The sequence below is a fragment of the Chryseobacterium sp. Tr-659 genome, assembly GCF_011752975.1.
GTDB lineage: Bacteria > Bacteroidota > Bacteroidia > Flavobacteriales > Weeksellaceae > Chryseobacterium.
In genome coordinates, this window is record NZ_VWWP01000017.1 from 1 (window position 1) to 2,571 (window position 2,571).

2 rRNA genes are annotated in these 2,571 nt (G+C 47.7%); both read left to right on the forward strand.

What is annotated here, in order from left to right:
• Positions 1 to 2,233 (forward strand): 23S ribosomal RNA (locus F3J23_RS21480); the annotation flags it as partial.
• A 178-nt stretch (positions 2,234 to 2,411) separates the two neighbouring features.
• A 5S ribosomal RNA gene (gene rrf, locus F3J23_RS21485) occupies positions 2,412 to 2,519 on the forward strand.
• The last annotated feature ends 52 nt before the right edge of the window (positions 2,520 to 2,571 follow it).

The following is a 2,571-nucleotide window of genomic DNA, read 5'->3' on the forward strand; positions in this document are numbered from 1 at the left end:
GCTGTGACGGCGTGCCTTTTGCATAATGAGCCTACGAGTTAATTTTACTAGCGAGGTTAAGGTATTAAGTACCGGAGCCGGAGCGAAAGCGAGTCTGAATAGGGCGCATAGTTAGTAGGATTAGACGCGAAACCTTGTGATCTACCCATGGGCAGGTTGAAGCTCTGGTAACACAGAGTGGAGGACCGAACCGGTTGACGTTGAAAAGTCTTCGGATGACCTGTGGGTAGGGGTGAAAGGCCAATCAAACTGGGAGATAGCTCGTACTCTCCGAAATGCATTTAGGTGCAGCGTCGTATATAAGTTTATTAGAGGTAGAGCTACTGATTGGATGCGGGGGTTTCACCACCTACCAATTCCTGACAAACTCCGAATGCTAATAAATGTTCTACGGCAGTGAGGGCATGGGTGCTAAGGTCCATGTCCGAGAGGGAAAGAACCCAGACCAACAGCTAAGGTCCCCAAATATATGTTAAGTTGAAGCAACGCGGTTGGACTGCATTGACAGCTAGGATGTTGGCTTGGAAGCAGCCATTCATTTAAAGAGTGCGTAACAGCTCACTAGTCGAGCGGTCCGGCATGGATAATAATCGGGCATAAACATATTACCGAAGCTATGGATTTGTATTTAATATACATCTGGTAGGAGAGCATTCTATTTGCTTAGAAGCAGTACTGTGAGGTATTGTGGAGCGTATAGAAAAGAAAATGTAGGCATAAGTAACGATAAAGCAGGCGAGAAACCTGCTCACCGAAAGACTAAGGCTTCCTCAGCCATGCTAATCAGCTGAGGGTTAGTCGGGACCTAACGCGAACCCGAGAGGGGTAGTGGATGGACAATGGGTTAATATTCCCATACTTGCTCACGAATAAAGGGGACGGTTGGATGTAGCTGCTGGAGACTGACGGAATAGTCAAGGCCTAGCCTTCGGGCGAAGCTGCTGCAGTGTAATCCGATCCAAGAAAAGCCGAAGTGAAGCAACCCGTACCAAAACCGACACAGGTGGTCGAGGAGAGAATCCTAAGGTGCTCGAGTGAGTCGTGGCTAAGGAACTAGGCAAAATAGTCTCGTAACTTCGGAAGAAGAGACGCCAGCAGCAATGCTGGCCGCAGTGAAGAGGCCCAGGCGACTGTTTATCAAAAACACAGGACTCTGCTAAATCGAAAGATGCTGTATAGGGTCTGACACCTGCCCGGTGCTGGAAGGTTAAGGAAGGTGCTTAGAGTTAAATCGAAGGCATTAACTGAAGCCCCAGTAAACGGCGGCCGTAACTATAACGGTCCTAAGGTAGCGAAATTCCTTGTCGGGTAAGTTCCGACCTGCACGAATGGTGTAACGATCTGGGCACTGTCTCAGCCACGAGCTCGGTGAAATTGTAGTATCGGTGAAGATGCCGATTACCCGCAATGGGACGAAAAGACCCTGTGAACCTTTACTATAACTTCGTATTGACTTTGAGTAAGTAATGTGTAGGATAGGTGGGAGGCTTTGAAGCAGGCACGCTAGTGTTTGTGGAGCCAACGTTGAAATACCACCCTTTACTTACTTGGAGCCTAACTTCTCTTAGAAGGACATTGCGTGGTGGGTAGTTTGACTGGGGTGGTCGCCTCCAAAAGAGTAACGGAGGCTTTCAAAGGTACCCTCAGCACGCTTGGTAACCGTGCGTAGAGTGTAATGGCATAAGGGTGCTTGACTGTGAGACCTACAAGTCGATCAGGTGCGAAAGCAGGACATAGTGATCCGGTGGTTCCGTATGGAAGGGCCATCGCTCATAGGATAAAAGGTACTCCGGGGATAACAGGCTAGTCTCCCCCAAGAGCTCACATCGACGGGGAGGTTCGGCACCTCGATGTCGGCTCGTCACATCCTGGGGCTGGAGAAGGTCCCAAGGGTTGGGCTGTTCGCCCATTAAAGTGGCACGCGAGCTGGGTTCAGAACGTCGTGAGACAGTTCGGTCTCTATCTATTGCGGGCGTTAGATGTTTGAGAGGGCTTGATTCTAGTACGAGAGGACCGAATTGAACAAACCTCTGGTGTATCAGTTGTACCGCCAGGTGCACCGCTGAGTAGCTACGTTTGGAAGAGATAAGCACTGAAAGCATATAAGTGCGAAACTCGCCTCAAGATGAGACATCTTTTAAGGGTCGTTGTAGATGACGACGTTGATAGGCTACAGGTGTAAAGACAGTAATGTCATAGCCGAGTAGTACTAATTACCCGTAGATTTATAGCCTATGGTTGCTGTAATCTAGAATATAATATATAAATAGACAAGTACTTTATGCGCAGTAAAGGTTTTGTCTTTGTGAAAGTTTTTATCGCTAAAAACAGATATCAGAAGTAAGACATCAGGTATCAGACTTAGAGTCTGTGATGTGAAATTTATTCTCTGCTATCTTATATACAACCTTTAGGGTGGTTTTAGCGGTGGGGCTCACCTGTTCCCATTCCGAACACAGAAGTTAAGCCCACCAGCGCCGATGGTACTGCTAACGCGGGAGAGTAGGCCGCCGCCAGTTTTTATTTTATTTTTAAAAGTCTCATGCATATTGCATGAGACTTTTTTTTGGT